13 protein-coding genes are annotated in these 18,532 nt (G+C 42.1%); 2 read left to right on the top strand and 11 right to left on the bottom strand.

The features are described from left to right. Positions 1-61 precede the first annotated feature (61 nt). Positions 62-2,224: a S46 family peptidase gene (locus AACH28_RS06775; protein WP_286768257.1), complete on the bottom strand. Its 2,163-nt coding sequence runs from the start codon at positions 2,222-2,224 to the stop codon at positions 62-64. 226 nt (positions 2,225-2,450) lie between these two features. Between AACH28_RS06775 and AACH28_RS06770 the strand changes: the two genes are divergently transcribed. Together AACH28_RS06770 and AACH28_RS06765 are read left to right on the top strand one after the other, a co-directional pair. Continuing rightward, positions 2,451-3,389, top strand: a complete 939-nt coding sequence (locus AACH28_RS06770; RefSeq protein ID WP_046675858.1) for a hydrogen peroxide-inducible genes activator — start codon at positions 2,451-2,453, stop codon at positions 3,387-3,389. A gap of 6 nt (positions 3,390-3,395) precedes the next feature. Continuing rightward, entirely contained in the window at positions 3,396-5,195 is a 1,800-nt protein-coding gene (locus tag AACH28_RS06765; protein ID WP_201639395.1) for a chloride channel protein, read from the top strand. An 89-nt stretch (positions 5,196-5,284) separates the two neighbouring features. Here the strand turns inward: AACH28_RS06765 and AACH28_RS06760 are convergent, their stop codons facing one another. From AACH28_RS06760 to AACH28_RS06715, 10 genes are all read right to left on the bottom strand, one after another. Next, positions 5,285-5,875, bottom strand: coding sequence for a riboflavin synthase (locus AACH28_RS06760; protein WP_046675860.1), 591 nt, complete (start codon positions 5,873-5,875; stop codon positions 5,285-5,287). Positions 5,876-6,501: 626 nt separating this feature from the next. After that, positions 6,502-7,485 (bottom strand): transposase, encoded by a 984-nt coding sequence (locus AACH28_RS06755; RefSeq protein WP_286767918.1) that lies wholly within the window; start codon positions 7,483-7,485, stop codon positions 6,502-6,504. Continuing rightward, a complete protein-coding gene (locus AACH28_RS06750) occupies positions 7,478-7,831 on the bottom strand; it encodes a transposase (RefSeq protein ID WP_286767917.1) in 354 nt (117 codons plus the stop codon). The genes AACH28_RS06755 and AACH28_RS06750 overlap by 8 nt, the downstream gene beginning before the upstream one ends. A gap of 139 nt (positions 7,832-7,970) precedes the next feature. Continuing rightward, positions 7,971-8,954, bottom strand: a complete 984-nt coding sequence (locus AACH28_RS06745) for a transposase (protein ID WP_236560183.1) — start codon at positions 8,952-8,954, stop codon at positions 7,971-7,973. Continuing rightward, positions 8,947-9,300 (bottom strand): transposase, encoded by a 354-nt coding sequence (locus AACH28_RS06740; RefSeq protein WP_070569066.1) that lies wholly within the window; start codon positions 9,298-9,300, stop codon positions 8,947-8,949. Before AACH28_RS06740 ends, AACH28_RS06745 begins: the two co-directional genes overlap by 8 nt. A gap of 204 nt (positions 9,301-9,504) precedes the next feature. After that, positions 9,505-10,098, bottom strand: a complete 594-nt coding sequence (locus AACH28_RS06735; protein WP_070569769.1) for an RNA polymerase sigma factor — start codon at positions 10,096-10,098, stop codon at positions 9,505-9,507. A gap of 199 nt (positions 10,099-10,297) precedes the next feature. Further along, the gene (locus AACH28_RS06730) at positions 10,298-11,788 is read right to left on the bottom strand and encodes an arylsulfatase (RefSeq protein WP_341832568.1); all 1,491 of its coding nucleotides are present in this window, start codon (positions 11,786-11,788) and stop codon (positions 10,298-10,300) included. Further along, entirely contained in the window at positions 11,785-13,308 is a 1,524-nt protein-coding gene (locus AACH28_RS06725) for a sulfatase-like hydrolase/transferase (protein WP_341832567.1), read from the bottom strand. Before AACH28_RS06725 ends, AACH28_RS06730 begins: the two co-directional genes overlap by 4 nt. A 55-nt stretch (positions 13,309-13,363) precedes the next feature. Further along, positions 13,364-15,019 carry a RagB/SusD family nutrient uptake outer membrane protein gene (locus tag AACH28_RS06720; protein ID WP_341832566.1) on the bottom strand — a complete coding sequence of 552 codons (1,656 nt, stop codon included), beginning with the start codon at positions 15,017-15,019 and terminating at the stop codon, positions 13,364-13,366. Between the two features lie 17 nt (positions 15,020-15,036). Continuing rightward, positions 15,037-18,465: a TonB-dependent receptor gene (locus AACH28_RS06715; protein WP_341832565.1), complete on the bottom strand. Its 3,429-nt coding sequence runs from the start codon at positions 18,463-18,465 to the stop codon at positions 15,037-15,039. Positions 18,466-18,532: the final 67 nt, after the last annotated feature.

The raw sequence follows: 18,532 nt of genomic DNA, 5'->3' as shown, positions 1-18,532 counted from the left end.
CAAAAAAAAGCCGCTGCATCTCTCGATGCAGCGGCTTTCTTGCGCCTTGTTTTAGACCAGATTAGATACCCATTTCTTTCAGGATAAAATGCGCGTTGTCAATTTTATCGGCAACCCAGAGGACATAACGAATGTCGACTCCGATGGATCTGCTGTAACTCTCGTTCCAAGCGAAATCATTAATTGTTGCGTCGTAAGCACGGTCAAAATTTACACCGATTAATTCACCATTGGCATTCATTATTGGAGATCCTGAATTTCCACCTGTAGTATCCATATCATATAAGATATTAACCGGCACGGATCCCAGGTCTTTTTGAAGATACGGACCAAAATTTTTGTTGAGGTAAGCTGTTTTGATTTCTTGTGGATAGTCAAATTCTGCTAAACCAAGATTTCCTTTTTGAATAATCCCTTCGATTGTTGTAAACGGTTTCATATAGGTTGCGTCAGCAGGCGAGTAGCCTTTGATGTGCCCGTAAGTCAGACGTAAGGTTGAATTTGCATCAGGAATAAAGTTCTTGGCCTGAAAAATTTCCTTAACGGCGACATAATCGCCCATTAATTTGTTCAGTACCCCTTCACGTCTTTTTTGCTCTGCGGCGAAATCGACAATGTCATTGTTCAGCTTACTCTGGAAATCCAATAATTTGTCGTCAAATTTTTGCAGTGCATCGGCATTGGCCAATACGGTATTTAGCATGTAATTTTGATCGCCAAGTTTACTGTTCTGAATAATCTCTGTTGCAAATTCTTGTGCAGTAGCCGTATTAAATTGCAATTTCTGAATGGAGGCCAATTGATTTTTACCTTGGAATGCAATGGCATCTTCCAACATTCGGGAGAAAATACGCTGATCAGCTTGCTTATTGTAGCTTTCGTAAGTTTCTTTAAGTGCTGTTTTTAACTTTTCAATATTTAAATCGAAAAGCTGTTTGGCCATCTGGGATGATTTTTCCTTGGCTAAGTTGGTTTTCAGAACGTTTAGGTCGCGAGCTACTTTCAATAAGCTTGTGCTGTTGTAAATATTGTTGATCCAAAGTTCTTTCAGGGCATCTTGATCACTGAGCTGATAATAGGCATCAATATCAGCGAGTAGACTTCCATATTTGTTTTTCAATTCGGGTTTACTTAAGATAAACGCTGCCAGTGCTTCGTCTTCTTGTTTTTTTGTCGATAGCAAGTCGATTCCTCGTAAGCCCTTGAGTTTACCACGATAGTTTTTCAATACATTCGCATTACGTTTTATGCGTGTTGCCAAGGACAGGGCGATATCGGTATTGTCTTTTCCTGCTTCCTCCATCTGTTTATTTTGGAAATCATACAGGTTGGATACGTAAGGCAAAAGATATTCCTGTTGATATTGAATATATTGTGCTGGTCTGTGTCGGAATGTTTTTCCGGGATAACCAAGGATAAAGGTGAAATCATTTTCCCGTACCCCATTTGGATTGACTTTAAGGTGTTTTTTGGGCTGGTAAGGAACGTTATCTTTAGAATAAGGTGCAGATTTTCCGTTTTTGCCGATATAAGCTCTCAGAAAGGAATAATCTCCCGTGTGGCGTGGCCATACCCAGTTATCGGTCTCTCCACCAAATTCACCGATGTTTTGACGCGGAATATAAACCAAACGAACGTCTTCAATTGTTTTATAACGGAATAGGACATAACTTTTGCCGATAAACATTTCCGATACTTCAGCTTTAATCGTCGGATCTTCCTTTTCAGCTTGTTTAACCAGTTCTTGTTGTTTACGTTTGATCGTATTGATACGCTCCACTGGATCGCTGATGTTAGCGACAGCATTTAATATTTTAGCGGAAACATCCTCATAAGAATCGGTAATTCTTATTTTTAATCCTTTTGCCTCAATTTCCTGCTCTTGATTTTGTGCGACAAAACCGTTTTTTAGGTAATTGTTGATTGCTGTACTCGCAAGTTGAACGGCAGAAAAAGCACAATGATGATTGGTAATAATCAGACCACGGTTTGAGACAAACGATCCGGTACATCCACTGACTTGAACCAGAGCATCTACCAGTCCGACCTGACCAGGATTGTAGATGTCTCTCTCACTGATCTTTAATCCAGCTTTCTTCAATCCAGCTCTATTTAATTCGCTCAATGGAAACATTCCCTCATCAGGATTTGCCTTGCTATAAGGACTGTTTGCCATGGTTAAGAATAAAGCTAGTGCAATTGTCGTACGATTTATAAACTTCATAGGATTTTAACTATCAACTGTTGTAAATCTCCAAATTTAAGAAAAGCATTTCGATGAAATCGATTTTTTATGTGAACTAATGTAACAATAGTGGATATACTGGATCTTTTTGGCAAGGTATTTATTGTATAATCAGCAGGCCAAATACCCCTGTTGACTTTAATTGTAAAGGATTTGACATTGGTTTACGACAGGAATCGTAATTTTGTGCTTTAAAGATAGTAAGATGACCTTAATCCAATTGGAATATATTATAGCTGTTGATACCTACCGAAGTTTTGTTGCAGCTGCAGAAAAATGTTTTGTCACGCAACCTACGTTGAGCATGCAAATACAAAAACTTGAAGAGTCTTTAGGGGCAAAAATCTTTGACCGGAGCCGTCAGCCTGTTGTTCCTACAGAAATCGGCGAGAAAATTATTCTTCAAGCTCGAATGGTATTGACGGAAAGCCGAAAAATCAATGAGATTGTACAGGATAAAAAAGGGGAAATTGAGGGCACGCTAAGGGTCGGTGTTATCCCGACAATCGCACCATATTTACTTCCGAATGTGCTGACCACATTTATGGAAAAATATCCAAAGCTACAATTGCAGATATGGGAATACACGACAGAACGGATTGTGCATGAATTGAAGGTCGGACTTTTGGACTGTGGTGTGCTATCTACTCCTTTAAATGACCCTGGGATTTTGGAGTCGCCTTTATTTTACGAAAATTTTGTCGCCTATATATCCGTCAATAGCCCCCTGTTTCCGAAAAAAATACTGAGTGGCGATGATATTGCCGATGATAAACTTTGGTTGCTCAATGAGGGGCATTGTATGCGTGGGCAGGTACTTAATATTTGTCACCACAAACACAATCAAGATCTTACAGGAAGATTTGAATATAACACCGGTAGCGTAGAGACCTTAAAACGTATGGTCGATATCAACGATGGCATCACCATATTGCCTGAATTGTCGATTTGGGATTATTCCGACGAACAATTGGATCGTATCCGTTATTTCAAATCACCAGAACCGGTACGCGAGATATCATTGGTGACCACACAGAACTATGTGAAGAGACAGGCCATCCAGGCGCTGGAAAGAGAAATATTGGCCGTAGTACCCGATAAATTCAAAACAAAAAAGAAGAAGGAAGTGTTGAGCTTTCAATAGAACGATATGGGAAACCTCAAAAGACGTTTTTTTAAAAAAATAGACCAGATCAATCAATGGCGGATGAAGAAAGTTTCGAATCGGAACTTTATCATTATACTCGCATTTTTGGTTGGAATTGTCGGTGGTATTATGGCATCTGTACTGAAAAGATTAACCCATTTTATTGCAACGACTATACAAGATGATATCGACTGGAAAGTAAAATACTCAGTTTACTTAATTTTTCCATTGATCGGAATATTGCTCAGCGTGTTTTTTGTTCGCAAATTTCTAAAAGGGAAGAAGATGGAACATGGGATTACACCCATTATCTATGCCATCAGTCGGAAAGGCAGCCGATTGGATCCCAGTAATATTTATTCTCAGGTAGTGACCTCAGCTATAACCGTTGGCTTTGGCGGTTCCTGTGGTTTGGAAGCACCAGTTGCTTTGGGCGGGTCTTCTATCGGTTCTAATATCGCCCGTTTTTTTGGACTGCAGTATAAGGAAGTTACCATGTTATTGGCTTGCGGTGCAGCAGCAGGAATTTCAGGTGCATTCAACAGCCCTTTGGCCGGAATGATCTTTGCCATCGAGATTTTGCTTCCAGAATTTTCAATTCCCGTGTTCATTCCTTTGCTGATCTCATCAGCATTGGCTTCTGTTGTCTCTCGTGTGCTTTATAATGAACCCTTATTCAGTACATTCAATTCCGACTGGCAGGTTTCGGCCTTGGTATTTTACCTCTTGTTGGCCGTGTTGATTGGGCTTTATACGATTTACTTTGCACGTGTTTCCAGAAGTGTGGGTAAATGGTTTTCTAAGATTAAGAATCCCTATAATAAAGTCTGGGTCAGTGGAATTGCTTTAGGTCTGATGATTTTTGTATTCCCGGCACTGTATGGCGAGGGCTATATTACCATTCAGCAGATTCTGAATGGTCAGTTTAACTCGATTGTTAAGAACAGTTTGTTTTCAGACTATAAAGATATGGGATTAGTCGTCCTGGGTTATACGATATTGACTTTATTTGGAAAGTCCCTTGCCGCATTATTTACTTTAAATGGCGGTGGAAATGGTGGTGTATTTGGACCAAGTTTAGTCATGGGCGGATTATTAGGATTTGCATTTTCGTATGGTGTAAACTTAACCGGAATAGCCGAGTTAAATGTGCCAAATTTTGTGGTAGCGGGGATGGCCGGTGCGTTGAGCGGCATTATGCATGCGCCGTTGACGGGCATATTTTTGATTGCTGAAGTGACCGGAGGTTATACGTTAATGGTTCCATTGATGTTGGTTTGTTCCATTTCTTATTTGATTAATCGAGCCGTGCTAAAGCATTCCATTTACACCAAGGTATTGGCCGAGTCCGGCGATCTGATTTCTTATGAAGATAAGGATCGATCCGTGTTAAGTATGATGCGGATTAAATATGTATTGGAAACTAATTTTGTGATCTTACGCCCTGACGAAACACCAAAAGGTCGACAAACAGACATCATCCATAGTAAACGCAATATCTTTCCCGTGGTTGATTATGAGGGCAAATTTATGGGACTTCTTTATAGTGAGTTTCTATTTTCAGTCTTATTGGGCGAAGTGGATGGGGGAGATACCACCTTTGAGAAATTAGCGCAGAAGCCAAATGATACCGTTGGGATCAACGAAAACATGGAAATCGTGATGGCTAAAATGAATAAGGACGATACGTGGATACTTCCGGTTTTAGGGGACGAAAATAAATATATGGGCTTTGTTTCCAAATCGAGTGTATTCAATAAATATCGCGCATTACTGATCCGTCAGGGGCACTATTTGGAATAAATCAAGTAGACAGTTAGGACCCGAAATAAAGCGTGTAAGGATGAACTTCCTTGGATTACCTTTAAACCCAAGGAAGAACAGTGAATTTTTTAAGCGCGCAAAGCCATTATCTTCGTGACATATTTCCCGATGATATCAAACTCCAAGTTGACTGTGCTCCCCACTTCAACCTGCTGCAAGTTGGTATGCTCTAACGTATATGGAATGATGGCAACGGAGAACTGATCGTCTTTAGAATCGACTACTGTCAAGCTAATACCATTTACGGTAATGGATCCTTTTTCTACGGTGATATTTTGTTTGGAAACATCATATTGAAAGGTGAAAATAAAACTACCATTTTCATCTTTCTTTTGGATACAACGCGCAGTCTGATCTACATGTCCCTGAACGATATGTCCATCAAATCTTCCGCCTGCCAAAGTACAGCGTTCCAGATTGATCAGATCGCCCACCTTTAACTGAGCCAGATTTGTCTTCTGTAGGGTTTCGTCAATTGCTGTCACTTTATGGAGATCATTGTTTAATCCTACTACAGTAAGACAAACGCCATTATGACTAACGCTTTGGTCTATTTTAAGTTCATTGGAAATAGCAGAACTGACGTAAAAATGGATATTACTTTTCTCCTGTTCGATATTTTCTATTTTTCCTAAGGTTTCTATGATTCCAGTAAACATGTTATTTTATTTTTGATTGTTTCCAAAGTTACTAAATAAAAAAATGAAATATGATTGTTAAGGTCGCACAAATACTGTCGCGATAAGTCAGGCGTATGCTAGTTGAAACTGGACTTGATGTTCAAACTAGCAGGATCGTTATAGCGATTGTTAAAAGGATCTTTAAAAAGGGCAATCCATCATTTCGGACCCTGTTTATGCATCCAATTGAACCTGTAAAGAATAAGAGTGCTTGATAAAACGAAGCAAAGGAGTGCTCCCTTATTACATAGTAAATTTAAATAATGCACGAGTTAAATACTGTGGTTGGGAGGCGCTGAGCGAAGCTACCAAAAAAAAAGCTTGTTGAAAAATGCAAAAAGATTGTAGTGTACATTGTACACTTACTATTCCTTTTGTGATTGCTATGCTAAAACAAATTTATGGGAGTTGAAAAAAAATATAACAAAATTTTTGTTTATATCATTTGAAGCACTATCTTTGTCCTAGGTTTAGGTTGATTGCCTCTTACAAAGAGGTATTTATAAAAGCTTAGCAGGTCGCCCGACCGAATGCTAAGCTTTTTTTTGTTTCTAGTTTTTTAAAATTATTGCGGATCATACCGAAAGTTTGGGGGGTAATCATTTTTAAGCATACAATTTCATCACTCTGTACAGGAAGAATGTTGTATCCCTTACTCCACGGAAGACGCTCCTGAAAGCTTTGAGTTTTGCATTGAAGGACTCTGCGGATGCATTGGTGCTTCTATTGTCGAAGTAGTGGAGAATGTATTGATGATGTGCTGCAATGGATCTTGCGACACTCTCGAATGAAGCAATACCCGCGTTCTCAACCTGGTTGTGCCACAGTCCTAACTTTGTGAAAGCAACTTTTTTATCCCTGCATTTATTGAAGATGTCACCTAAGGCAACTCCAAGATCATAAGCCTGTTTTAGCTTGGGAAACCTGATGAACAGCAGTTCTGCACGGCGTTTTTGGCTTTCCGACCATCGACTTGGATGCTTGAACAGGAGGTGTCTCGACCTAGCTAATAGCTGTTTGAGCGTATCACCATTAGGCAACAACTCGGGGTCATATGGGATACCCCGTTTTCGCGATTCCATTATTTTTTTGCTTTCTGCATCTAAGACTTCCCATCGGTATTTGATACGGAGTTCCTGAACAGCATCATAAGCAAGTTTTTGTACATGAAACCGATCGATAACCCTTCTGGCATTTCTGAAACACCTACGGATAGCCTTTGCCATATTGGGGGCCATATCCATCGTTACTTCCCTAACTTTGTTCCTTAGTTTAAGTGGAATGCGCTCTAATACAGCAATAATATCTTCCGCCTTTGTCCCTCTTATGGTAGCCAATATGGTTCCCTTCCTGCCCTTTGCTGATTTACTGCTTACGATCGTGTAAAGTTCACCGTTGCTAAAGCTGGTCTCATCGATGCTCAGGTGTTCCGATATGTTATCAGGAAAAAGGGTCCATTGCTCTGCGTGTGGCTTTTGGTCCCAGTCCTGGAAGTCACTGAGATGGTTCTTGTATTGATCCTGTAGTTGCTTACCGTCCATTTGGAAGAACAGACCTACCAATTGGGCGCTTACAGGATGATTATCCAAATATCTTCTTTAAAAAAAGCCCGAATTCCGTAGTCATTCGAGCACCCTCACGCACCAGATTCCAATCTCTTGTGATGATCTCTCCGGTATCCAGGACCGTCCAGCGACGACGGCGGATATGTAGCGTAACTTTCTGGCCTCGAATGGGAAAGTCTGAAATCTCAGTGGAAGGCATGAAGCCCTTTGACTCCAACTTGCTGTTCTGATAGCCTGTCGGAGCAATATTAAGCTCATCTAAATAAATGTGGAGCTGATTGTCAACCTGATCGACTTCTAAAATCTGAAAGTATTCCAATAGCCCTTCGGGCATCAATAGGGACAGTAATTTACGTTCGGCTTCTTGCAAGGGATATCTGTATTAAGGATGCTAAACTAAGAAATTTTTGACATTCCCCCCAAGAATTCAGCTTGATCCATTATTGCTTTCTTAGTTTACTGATAAACAGTTGTTTGGGATCATACCGAAAGTTTGGGGGGTAAAGTTTTTAAGCATACAGTTTCATTACTCTATATAAGAAGAATGTGGTGTCTCTTACGCCACGAAAGACACTCCTGAAAGCTTTGAGCTTTGCATTGAAAGATTCTGCTGAAGCATTGGTGCTTCTGTTGTCGAAGTAGTGTAGGATATATTGATGATGTGCCGCAATGGATCTTGCTACGCTCTCAAAAGAGGCGATGCCCGCATTCTCAACCTGATTATGCCACAGTCCCAGCTTGGTAAATGCTATCTTTTTGTCCCTGCATTTATTGAATATGTCACCCAGGGCAATTCCAAGGTCATAAGCGAGCTTTAGTTTGGGAAACCGCATGAACAACTGTTCAGCTCGGTATTTCTGGTTTTCGGACCATCGGCCTGGATGCTTGAACAAGAGGTGTCTGGATCTAGCCAATAACTGTTTGAGCGTGTCTCCATTAGGCAACAACTCGGGTTCATATGGGGTTCCCTGCTTTCTAGAATAGGCCATCTTCTTGCTTTCTGCATCCAATACTTCCCAACGATACCTGATACGGAGTTCCTGCACTGCATCGTAAGCTAACTTTTGGACATGGAACCGATCGACCACACGCCTGGCATTCCTGAAACATCTACGGATTGCCTTAGCCATGTTCGGTGCCATATCCATGGTCACCTCCTTTACCTTATTCCTTGTACGTAAAGGTATTCGCTCAAGAACAGTCATGATATCCTCAGCCTTTGTGCCCCTGATAGTTGCCAAAATCGTCCCTTTACGCCCTTTTGCCGATTTACTACTAACAATGGTATATAATTCACCGTTGCTAAAACTGGTCTCATCGATGCTCAAGCGTTCGGAGATATTCCCGGGGAAAAGAGTCCATCGCTCTGCATGTGGCTTTTGGCCCCAATCATGGAAGTCACTGAGATGGTTCTTGTATTGATCCTGAAGTTGCTTGCCGTCCATCTGGAAGAATAATCCTACCAATTGGGCACTTACAGGATAGTTATCCAAATATCTTCTTTAAAAAAAGCCCGAATTCAGTTGTCATTCGGGTACCTTCACGGACCAGGTTCCAATCTCTTGTGATAATCTGTCCCGTATCTAAGACTGTCCAGCGACGGCGGCGGATATGTAATGTAACTTTCTGACCTCTAATGGGAAAGTCGGAAATCTCTGTAGAAGGCATAAAGCCCTTTGACTCCAGTTTGCTGTTCTCATAGCCTGTTGGAGAAATATTAAGCTCATCTAAATAAATGTGGAGTTGATTGTCAACCTGATCGACTTCTAAAATCTGAAAGTATTCTAAAAGCCCTTCGGGCATCAATAGCGATAGTAATTTACGTTCGGCGTCTTGCAAGGGATATCTGTATTAAAGATGCTAAACTAGGAAATTTTTAATATTCCCCCAAGAAGTCTGCTTGATCCGTTGTTTGTATTTTTTAAACCGTTCCAACGTTGGACGGGAAGTATTGCCTGAAGGTGGTTAACCTTAGGGGGGATGCTGTGTGAATAGCCTATTGGTCTATCTAGGGGTCGGATGCGGGAAATTGAAGGGAGTTAATTATCCTTTGAAGGCATACCATACAGATAGCATAAGAACACTGAGGTATTCAAATTTTTTAGATTTGAACCTTTCTTTTAATGCGTATAATGCCTTAGACCTTGCATAATAGACGGTCGATGCGGTTGTGTTTAATGTTTCACAAATTTCTTCGGTATTCAAGCCGTCCAAAAAGCTGAGCTTGAAGATCTGAGCCTGCTGTCTGGGGAGCAAATTTATTTCAGCAAGCAGCAATTCGGTGAGTTCTGTCCGGAATATTTTCTTGAGTACATCGTCTTCCGGAACCGACATATGCTGAAGAATATCGAGCTCCTCTTTCCGTATTTTGAATTGCGTCGTTCTTTGCATATCGATACAGGCATTTTTAGTAGCGATAAAAAGAAAGGCTTTCAGGCTTTCATAATTCTCTACCTTTTGTCGATTATTCCATAACTTAACAAAAACATCGGAGACAATTTCTTCGGCGTCGGTTTTGTTGCGGAGGTAGGAAAAGGCAAAATAGCGTAACGAATGACCAAAATGATCCATAAAAAAGCATAAAGCCATTTCATCACCTTCTTTTAGTGTATTGATGTATGATTCTATTTGCCGCATACTTGGTTATTGATCCTTTTACGTTGGCCTTCGGAATATGTTGTACTCCTCTATGGTCGATACGTCATTCAATAGGTACATTCACATTAGACTCCAGCTGTGGATTGCTGTGCTAAATTACATAAAAAACTTGGGTTGTCATGATTCAATCCGGACAACCCAAGTTTTTTAAGATAAAAAAATGAAGAAAGAAATCGATTTATTTTTTAATCATCTTATTCGCTACAATTTCCCATTCCTGAATATGGGCAGGTCGGTGTTCATGCTGAACAATTTCATCAAAATGTCGCAGCATTTGTGGGTATTGTGCAGCTAAATCATTTTCTTCCCAAGGGTCTGTCGTTAAATCAAACAATTGCCATTTTGCTTTGGGGTTTTTCTTCAGATCGAGTTTGACGGCCTTCCAACGTCCTTCGCGTATGGCGAGCTGGCCGCCCTTTTCTGGATATTCGAAATAGAGGTATTGATGTTTCTGTTGATTCTTCTGACCCAGCCAGGTTGGAAGGAGGGAGAGCCCATTGCTGTTTCCGGGGCTTTGTTGAACCAGCTGTGCGAAGGTTGCCATGAGGTCATATTGGGCCGAGATAAGGTCCGTTTCAGCATTGGCTTTGATATGGTTTGGCCACCTGACAATTAACGAAACTTTGATACCACCTTCAAAAACATCCATTTTTAATCCCCTAAGCGAATCGACACTGCGGAAAAAGCGATAATCTATGCCCCCATTAAAACCAGTTCCGTTGTCACTGGAAAACAGAATAATGGTATTGTCATCTATTCCCAATGATTTGATATGTTTCATAATCGTACCGACTTGGTCATCCAGATAGGTGATCATACCCGCATAGGTTGCTCTTGGATAGGGGGTAGCGGTATAGCTGTCCTGTCCGTAATACGGTTTGTCCTGGAAGAGGTCCTTATATTTATCCACATATTCCTGGGGAACTTGTAGTGATAAGTGCGGCAAAGTATAAGGAAGGTATAAGAAAAAAGGTTTACTTCGGTTTTTGTCGATAAAAGCCAGCGCTTTCGCTGTCATTAGTTCAGGTGCATATTCCTTACCGTCAAACTGCTTGAAGTCCTCTGCCGTGGCCTTACTGGAATCTAAAGGAGTATGTACAAATTTTTCCTTGTTTTGAAGGGGATATTTTGTTTCATTTTCCCAAAGATGAGTTGGGTAGTAATTGTGGGCCTGTTTTTGGTCCAGGTAGCCAAAAAAATAATCAAATCCCTGTTTGTTGGGGCTTCCGGTGGAATTATTCATCCCAAGTCCCCACTTTCCAATGGCTGCGGTCTGATAGCCGGCTTTTTTAAATAGGTGAGCCATGGTATACGTTCCTTCAGGAAGTGGCATCTGGCCAGCTTCGAGACTATCTGCAAAACCGCCCAATTCATAATTTCCGCGAATATAGGATTGGCCACCATGCTTGCCCGTCAATAACATGCAGCGGGCGGGGGCACAGACAGGCGTACTTGTATAGTGGTTTATAAAACGTAGACCTTCACGTGCCAGCTGTTGGATATGTGGTGTTTTGATCAATCGCTGTCCATAGGGCTCCGTTTCGGCATAACCTAAATCGTCCGCATAAAAAAATATAATATTGGGCAATTTTTGTTGCTTTTTCTTTTGTTGTGCAAAAAGAGTCCCCCATCCAAGGAGGATGAGGGCGAGTCCAGCTTTTATTTTCATTTTTTACGTTCTCCTTCCAATAACTGCTTGAGTTCAGCGACCTTTTCTGGATATTTTGAAGCCACATTATTCTTTTCGCCGATATCATTTTTGAGATCGTATAACTGATCTTCCGGAAGACTTCCTGTTTCAGTATCGGTTAGTTTCATGTAGGGGGCACCTTTGCTGGGTGCAATATATTTCCATTCGTCCTTTACGATAGCCAGTGTCTGCGCATGCTGTACCATACTGCTACGTCCCTTATTATCTTGACCGGTTAAGGTTTTCAAGAGTGGGGCGCTGTCTTTTGCTTCATCTGCTTTTAGTGGAACATCCAATAATTGGGCACTTGTTGCCAACAGATCTATTTGGCTGATCAAAGCATTGGAAACTTTCCCCTGTGCAACACCTTTGCCGCTCACGATAAAGGGCACGCGCGTTCCGCCTTCGAAGATGCTATATTTGCCACCGCGTAGTGGGCCTGCGGGTAGATGGCCATTTTGTTGGGCCACAGCTCCATCCATATAGCCGTCGTCGAGAACGGGCCCGTTGTCGCTACTGAAAATTATAATCGTGTTTTTGTCAAGTCCCAAGAGCTGCAACTGCTGTTGAATTTGTCCGACGGTCCAATCCAATTGCAGAATAGCATCGCCGCGGTAGCCGAGTTTGCTTTTCCCTTTAAATTGTGTTGCGGGCATACGTGGGACATGTGGTTCTGTCAAGCAGAAATAGAGAAAGAACGGTTTGTTTTGATGTTGGGAAATAAATTCCTGGGCTTTGTGGAGAAATGTTGTGGAAACTTCTTCATCCACCCACCTGGCACGTGTTCCGCCGCTCATGTAGCCGATTCTTCCGATACCGTTGACGATAGTCTGATTGTGGCCCTGACCCGGTGAAGAATGCATTTTGAGCAGTTCGGGGTGTTCTTTGCCCGTAGGGTCGTTCCCAATTTTCTTTTCATAGTCCACCAGAATTGGATCATTGGCTTCAGCGGCCACAACTTGATCATTTTCAAGAAACACTGTTGGGACGCGATCTGCTGTTGCAGGAAAAATGAATGAATAGTCAAAGCCTACATCATTAGGCCCGGGTTTAATGGGGGCATTCCAGTCTTTTTGGACCTGATTTCCGAGTCCCATATGCCATTTTCCAACAATGGCAGTAGCATAGCCGGCATGTTTAAATACCTTGGGTAATGTAATTTTATCCGTAGGAACGATTAGTTTGGCATCGCCGGGCAGAATGCCTGTCCCTTCCTGGCGCCATGGATACGTCCCGGTCATCAATGCAAAACGGGAAGGGGTGCAAGTTGCCGATGTACTATGTGCATTGGTAAATCGGACGCCGTTCCGGGCGAGCTTATCCAGGTTGGGTGTCTCGATTTGTTTGGCACCATAGCTACTTAAATCACCGAAACCAAGATCATCCGCATAAATATAGATGACATTCGGTTTACTTGCCTTTTGGGCAAAACTAACGGTGGGTAGCGTAACAAAAAGGCTCGCGGAGAGTAATAACGCTAGAGATAGTGGCTTCTTCATATACGTTGAATTTTGTTTAAAGGGTATCGTTTGACAATTGACGATACCCAAGGTACTATTTTAAATTTGGATTGATATTAATTTCATTCTGTGGAATTGGCCAATGTTCATCTTGGCCAGCTCGGAAGGCCTTACTGGTTACGTACCATCGGCTATAAGGATCTTTGTTTCCACCTGCTTTTATGCGGAGATTTTTCGCAGCTGGGAATGGTGCCCCATAGAAATCGCCCTTTAGTACATCTTTTGCGATACCCCAACGTAATAAATCCCAATAACGGAGTCCTTCCAGTGCCAGTTCGACACGTCTTTCGTTACGTAAGGTCGAACGCAGTGCGCTACTGCTTTGGACGGTGATGGCTGGCATATTAACACTGCTTCTTTTTCTGACAGCGTTGATAGTTTTGTCCAGTAGGTCGCTGGTAATAGGATCACCATTTTCGAGTTTGGCTTCAAGGTAACTCAGGAGGACTTCGGCGTAGCGTATAATAGGAACATCGGCTCCAGAGTTTTGTAAGTTTCCACTAAAGCCTTCGTCGTTGAACTTGCGCAATCCGTAGCCCGTGCGTGTTGCCTGTTTTGTTGTTGTCAATTGATCAATAGACAATGTGGAATCTGGATGTGAGGTGTATTTTAAATTTTTAAAGCGGTCTCCATTTGTTATCACCGTGAAGGCTAAACGCGGATCCCGGTTTTTGCTGATGTCTTGTGCATTATAGCGCGCATCATCGTACGAAAATGCCGTTCCATCGGTGAAACCATAGCTCTCTACAAGGCTACCAAGCGGGCAATGGAGATGCCAACCCCCAGCGACTGCGGGAAAATTGTGTTGGAACATCCCGTTTCCAGCGAGATCAACAAGATACTGCGTGGCAAAAATAATCTCTTTGCTCGTTTCGTTGGTTCCATTAAATAAGCCTGAATAGTTGGGATCAATGCTATTTTCATTGGCATTGATGATCTGCTCATAGCTTTTGATCGCGTCGGCGTAAGATTTTTCGGCCAGTTGGATGCGTCCCAGGAAAGCGAGGGCTGCCTGTTTGCTTGCGCGGCCCCGTTCTGCGGCAGTCAATTTGCCATAACTCGGTAAGTCGTTTGCCGCTTCCTGTAATTCACGTTCAACAAAAGTAACCAATTCCTGTTTTTTTGCTTTGGATACCTGGTTTGCCTCATTGGGTGTTAAGGTTTTGGTCACCAAGGGAGCGTCACCCCAGTATTGAGAGAGGTAGAAATATTGACAGGCACGTATAAAGCGCGCTTCTGCCTTGAAACGAGCGAGTAGTTCAGCTGAAATCGGCGTCTTATCAATATTTTCAAGGAAATAATTTGCACGGGCGATTTTCTTATAGGTATACTGCCAATAATTGTCTAAGTTGCCGTTATTGCTCGTTAATGTTCCATCGGATAGCTTGTTGAAAACCGAATTATCACCACGTCTATCGTAGGCATTGTCCGAAGCAAACTCCAGATAAAGTAGCCCGTTATAGGACCACCAGTCTGTGGGGCTGAATTCGGCGAGGGAGTTCATTTGGATTTCTGCTTTGTATAATCCTGTCAGCGCTGATTGCGCATTCGTTTCACTGGTCCAAAAAGTCTCGTTTGCAAATTTATCAAGCGGATTGGTTTCCAGCTGTTTTTTGCAGCTGATGCTCAGGCTTGATGCAAGAAGAATGCATAGGGCCAATTTTATATGTCTGTGTGTGCTATGTATCATGGTTTTTTATCGATCGGTTAAAAACTAAGGTTAACCCCAAATGTAAAATTGCGCATAATAGGGTAGTAGGCGCCGCTTGAATTGATTTCCGGATCCCAGCCTTTTCTATAATTGCTTTTGGTAAATAGGTTTTCGGCGTTTGCATAGATCCGCAGGCCTGACAATTTCCATTTTGCAAGGGTGTTCTTGGGAATGGTATAGCCTAATTGCATATTTTTGAGGCGTAAGTAGCTCGCATCCAAAAGCCAGTAGTCTGACAGCAGTGTATTGGGAGTACCTGTGCTTGGCAATTGTTCAATTCTTGGGTAAACCGCATTGCGGTCGGGATTTGCTGCTGTCCATCTTCCATCAGCTTGCCAGCGTTGGATATTGCCGTTTTGTGTCAATGCAAATCCAGCATAATTGTCCAATAAGCCTTTAACACCACTTACACCTTGAAGAAGTATTCCTAAGTCAAAACCTTTATAGCTCATCCCGATATTCATCCCGTAGGTGTATTTGGGGATACGTGATCCGATCACAGTTCGGTCATATGTGGCATCTACTTTTCCATCAGGTATGCCGTCGGGGCCACTAATGTCTTTGTATCGGATATCGCCTGGCTGTGGCTTTGGGTTGATGCTGGTTTGATTGGCCCAGCTTGCAATATCAGCAGCATCGATAAATAGGCCATCGGCTTGGTAGCCATAGTAAGCCTGTATGGGGTAACCGATAAATAGGGTTGAACCATTTCCAACTAAGCCATTTGGCTGGTTGATATTGCCGACACCCAAATCGACGACTCTATTTTTGACGGTAGAGAAGTTTAGATTCACATTATACGAAAATTCGTTCAACTTCTTTTGATGTCCTAAGGTGAATTCCCAGCCACTATTTCGAAGTTTTCCAGAATTCTGTACGCCTACTTCAAACCCCAAAACTTTGGAAACACTAGAACCTGGGCTCACCAAAATATCGTAAGTATAACGGTTATAATAGGTACTACTGAATGTCAATAAATTTTTAAATAAAGCCACTTCCATGCCCGCATCTGCCGTTCTGGTTGATTCCCAGCGTAGCGTAGGGTCAACAATGGTGGTTCTAGCGACCCCTGGAGAAATGGTGTTTCCAAAAGGGTAATTATAACCCGGATTTAAAACATCCTGGTATGGGTAGTTAGAGACAACACGCTGTTGTATATTACCGACAATATTTTGGTTTCCAAGTACCCCATAAGATCCTTTGATTTTCAATTCGTCTATCCAACTATAGTGATCTTTGATGAACGATTCTTCACTCAGTAGCCAACCTACTGCAATCGAAGGGAAGGTAGCATATTTTTTATTCGTAGGAAAACGGGAAGACCCATCGTATCGAACAACACCTTCGACAAGGTATTTCTTGGCATAGTTATATTGTACGCGTGCAAACAACGATTCCAATGCCCATTCAGTAGCAGTACCCGAGTTTTGTTGCCCATCTGGTGAACCTACATTTAACTCGGTAAGATCATTACTGGGGAAATTCTGCCTGTAAGCGCTTAAACCTTCACTGTAGCCTTTCTCGAAGGAATAACCGCCTAATATTTTCAAGGAATGGTCCCCGATTGTTTTGTTATAGTCTGCTAATGCCTGAAAAGTTTTATACGTATCATAAGGCGCAGTTTGATTGAGGTTAGAAGGTCCCAGCGTAATGGAATTGTTGATCCGTTGCGAAGCTCTGAAAAGCTTTGTACGGCCATTTGTTTGCGTATACCCTCCTATAGCGGACAAGGTCAGATCTGCAATCGGTTTCCAGTCCAGTCTTGCATTTCCTGCGATGTTGGATACTTTTTCTTTATAGAAGGATTCGCTCTCCAGGAAAGATACGGGTGTCCCTTTCAGGTTATTTCCTGCACCCCAGTCACCGTTGCTCAACCCAATAGGGTATATGGCGGGATAGCGAATCACCTGAGAAATGATATCCGTCATGCGGGAGAAGTCAAGCGTTGCCGGAGCTGCGGGTTCATCTGTGTCCGTTTGAATCGCTGCGACTCTAGTGGTTAACTTGAGCTTGTCATTGAGGTTTGATATGAGATTGAGGCGAATATTGTATTTGTCAAAATTGTTTTTGATGACAATACCTTTTTGGTTGAGAAAGCCAGCAGATAAGGTGTATTGTATTTTATCTGTGGTATTGGATATATTTAAGTTGTGGCCTGTTTGTGCTGCTTGTGACTTAAATGAGCTTGCCATATAATTGGCATTTGGATAATTGTCAGGATCTGAGCCATCCTTAAATTTTTGGATTTCTTCGGCCGTATAGCCACCGCCACCACTCGTGGTTTCGTTGAGTAAAGAAGCGTACTCCCAAGAGTTGACAAATTCGGGGAAGGCTGTTGGTTTTTGGATCCCATAATAACCATTGTAATTGACGGCTAATTTTCCACCTGTTGCCCCGGTTTTTGTTGTAACCAAAATGACACCATTTGCAGCTCTAGCTCCGTATATGGCTGCCGAAGAGGCGTCTTTCAGTACCGAGATCGAAGCGACATCATTTGGATCGATATCATTGAAGGAATTGGTGGGTATACCGTCAACTAAAATAAGTGCGTCGGTACTTGCACCAAATGATCCCACACCACGGATCTGTATGGTATTGTTTGCTGCCCCAGGTTGGCCAGATCGTTGTATGACGGTCACGCCCGGCATTTGACCTGTAAGGGCCTGAGCAAGCTGGGGAACGGAGCGTTTGGCGAGTTGTTTCCCATCAACTTGGGAAACCGAACCGATTAGTTCTTTCTTTTTTGTCGTACCGTAGCCTACGACGACGACTTCCTCCAATGCGTCGATATGCTGGCTAAGTTCAATATTGAGGTAGAGCTGGTTGGCCAACGGGATTTCCTTGGTTTGGTAGCCGATCATTTTAATGACAAGTACGGCGTTATTATTTGCTTCAATCTGAAAGTTACCACTTGCATCTGTAGTAGTTGCCTTTGTCGAACCTTTTATCATAATTGTTGCACCTTGGAGCGTGGTTCCTTTGCTATCGTGAACATTTCCCTTGATGGTGCGGTTTTGTTGCACTAAGACGTAATTGCTTGGAAGGTCATACGATAGGTGGTTTGTTTTTAACTTCGTTACGACAAGCATATTATCCTGAAAACTCCAATCCACAGGTTGGCCTTTTAAGAGGATCGGTACAGCTTTTTCTAAAGGCATATTACGAACCTGCGCCTCAATTTTTAGTTCAGCAAGTTCTTTACCATTCAATAGAAAGGGGACACCACTCTGTTTTTGGATGGTACGAAGTACTTGCACCAAAGACATTTTTTTGGCGTTAATTGTGATTGATTGTGCGTAGCTGGCTGCAGACAGCTTAACAACACATGCAAGAGTAAAAAATGCGCTCAGCTTCATTTTGGTCTTCCATTGCTTGGGAATGTTCACAGCAATTCGATTTCTATGAACAAGAAATTTAAAATTCATAAATTTGTTGAATTAGGGATATAATCTATTATTAAACTGATTGGGTAAATCGGTCAAAAATGGAGAT

The organism is Sphingobacterium thalpophilum, from assembly GCF_038396785.1.
Taxonomy (GTDB): domain Bacteria; phylum Bacteroidota; class Bacteroidia; order Sphingobacteriales; family Sphingobacteriaceae; genus Sphingobacterium; species Sphingobacterium thalpophilum_A.
Note: the sequence above shows the minus strand (reverse complement) of the source record. Positions and strands in the feature narration are given on the sequence as shown.